Origin of the sequence: Thiolapillus sp. (assembly GCF_048562965.1) — a bacterium.
GTDB classification, from domain to species: Bacteria; Pseudomonadota; Gammaproteobacteria; order Chromatiales; family Chromatiaceae; genus Thiolapillus; species Thiolapillus brandeum_A.
This window is the reverse complement of sequence record NZ_JBHNMF010000460.1, coordinates 1-2649: the sequence shown is the minus strand read 5'-3', so window position 1 is coordinate 2649 and position 2649 is coordinate 1. Positions and strand designations below refer to the sequence as shown.

Below are 2649 nucleotides of genomic sequence, written 5' to 3'. Positions count from 1 at the left end.
GAGGATTTTCTCAGACTTTGGCCAGACCGGGAGAAATGCCGGCAAAATACTTTCGTCTCCCTTCTGCTACGCATGGTGGCTTGAGTTTGCGAGATCAGGGAAGTGAAAATAATGGTGAAACTTCAGTACTTAGTCTTCGTTCCCGTGTTTCATTGCTATACGACACTCCATGAGGTTCTTCGTAGATTCGTGTGAAGCCTCACAAGCGTCTCTTCGGCCTCGTGATAGATTTTGGGACATCCCTGCCCCCAAAATCTATCACGAGGCCGAAGAGACGCTTGACTCACTGGCAGGCATCAGTGAAGGGGTGCGCAGGAACAACGCCATCAGGTGCTGCCAGAACGGTTATTTCAAAACTTGCGTATTTCGCCCGTGGGGTGAGTCTTACCGCTAGGGTGGGCGCAATGTCGGCAGGCCCGTAACCCGTGACGCCATCGCCGTATCGGGCGCGGTCGGGCGTGAAGGTAGGCCATGAAGCCGGCGCGCCCTCATTTCCAACTGCGGCATTGCTTATGAACGGGTACTGATCAGAACTGCCAGACCAGCCCAGATATTGCGCATCCCGAAGGCGGCGAACGCCGAAAGCAGCGCCAACAGTGGGGGAAGTGCCATCCACTACCAGCAGGCGGAGATGGTGGTTGGAACCCCCGACAATCAGCGCGTCATCTCCCCCATTTCCGAAATCCACATCAACGTAATTCGTAAAGATCACGCGGCCGAACGGTTGCGCGCTGAAGAACTCCCAGTTTGTCGAATAAACCCCGGAACCCGGAATTTGCGAGGATGTAGCTATCCATTGAATAGGGCCATTGTCGCCTTGGATCTGTCCGGAAGATTGGAGGTTACCGGCCCGGTTGGTTTCAACATGGCGCGTAACCCGATGCTGTAATGGTGTCGGGCTGCCTACGTCACCCACGTCAATAAACGTATCATGCTGGTAGAGCAACGCTTCATCGCCGACAGTCAAAGATTTCATATTTCCGGCGTCCCACGCTTCGACAGCCAGGCATTCGTGAATTTGCGCGTCTTCCAGTTCCGCAATGCGCGACCTGTGCGCCTCTATCTGAGTCTTAGTGGCCGTCACTTGCGTCTGAAGTTCGGTGATTTTCGCGGTATCTCCTGCATGTTCCGCTATTTGGCGCTGAAGTGCTTCCAAATGCTCGCCCAGCGTGTCAAGTTCACGTTCCAGTCGCGCGATATTTTCGGCCTTTGTGGTTATTTCAGCCTGCTGCGTTTCGGTCTGGGTTTTGAGCGTGTCGATGCGCTCATGCAAAACCGCGATGTCTTCGTTGTACTCCGCCGGCGGCGTGGTATTTATGGTTTGAGGCCGCAGGCGCGATGGCGCGCGGGAGTTCGCATCTACAGAGCCGATATCGCACTGGGTATCTGGATACCGTGTACGTCGTGCCCCGCGCTGATCGTGGACTGGACATATCGTGCCGGCTGCATCAATCAGACCACTGTCCGGTAGTGGACTGTACGTGTACGTATAGCCGCCCTCATCGGCTAGTGGTCCTAGTTTGGCATCTCCCCTGCTGGTACCAGGTTCGGAAAAATCCGCCGCTCCATCGCACGTATTGTCGTCCGACCAGCTGTGATCGAGTGTGTATCGACCCAGTCCGCCACAGTTCCGGCCTCGTGATTCTGATATCACCGTCCGGATCAATTGTACTGATGACCAGCTGGCTAGACTGTATATGATCCCGCCGTTGTTTATTCTGCGTTGCCCGTTTTTTGCTTTGAGCTCTGCTAGTGGTAGGCAGTTGAAATCACTGTTAGAGCGTATGCCGCATTTTTTTTGTTCTGGCTCCCTGAGTGGTGCGGATTTGTTGTTTTTTAGCGTGCTGTCTGAAAATTTATTGCTGCCGCCGACGGCGTACAAAACAGCCCCTTTCGCGTTTGTGTCGTTTTCCCAGTCTGTACGTGACTGTACCAAATTGTTCGCAAATGTGCTGTTGATTGCGCCGAAAATACCGCCACGGTTGTAAATTACGCCGCCGTTTATTTTTGCCTGGTTCCACGCGAATGTTGACGCTGATAGTGTCGTTTTAGCAGTATCGGTAGCCATCATTTTTCCGTTGTAGATGGCGCCCCCCTGTGTTGCGGCGAAATTATCACGGACGCTGGAGCTGTCGATGCTCAGCATTCCACGGTTATAGATTGCCCCCCCCTGCTCCGTTGCTAGATTTTCGTTGATCTGACAGAATTTGGCGCTGACGGTGCCGAGGTTGTAGATGGCGCCTCCCTCAGCAGCCTTACCGTGCTCTAGTGATACCGCCCAGAGCGTCAAATTGCCTCCTGACGTGATGTTTAGCAGTCTGTGCTCGTGTTGCCCGTCTAGGGTGATATCTGGTCGCCTATCGTTGTTCATATCGCCCTCAATGCGTAGGCGTTTGTTAATAGTGATTTCGCTGTTCAGTCGGATAGTTTTCTCGTAGAGCCATGGCGCGAAAGTTATACGGTCATCCGATGCAGCGGCTGCAACGGCAGCGCGCAAGGTGCCGTCTCCGTGATCCGCCAGGCTGGTGACTCGGTGTACGGTAATTGCGGCTGCCGGTTGGGAAAATGCGACAAGCACTGCCATGATGATTTTCAATTTCATTGGATTTTCCTCTTGTGATTTCAGGATCCGGGGGCAGTAACCCTAGC

1 protein-coding gene is annotated in these 2649 nt (G+C 53.8%); it reads right to left on the bottom strand.

Features of this window, described 5'->3' with window-relative positions; all coding sequences use genetic code 11:
• Positions 1 to 283 precede the first annotated feature (283 nt).
• Positions 284 to 2602, bottom strand: a complete 2319-nt coding sequence (locus ACOCD2_RS16335; RefSeq protein ID WP_293649628.1) for a choice-of-anchor Q domain-containing protein — start codon at positions 2600 to 2602, stop codon at positions 284 to 286.
• Positions 2603 to 2649: the final 47 nt, after the last annotated feature.

Bases quoted from the DNA above. Each gene is read 5' to 3' on its own strand.
- ACOCD2_RS16335 (WP_293649628.1), bottom strand. From the start codon at position 2,602: ATGAAATTGAAAATCATCATGGCAGTGCTTGTCGCATTTTCCCAACCG.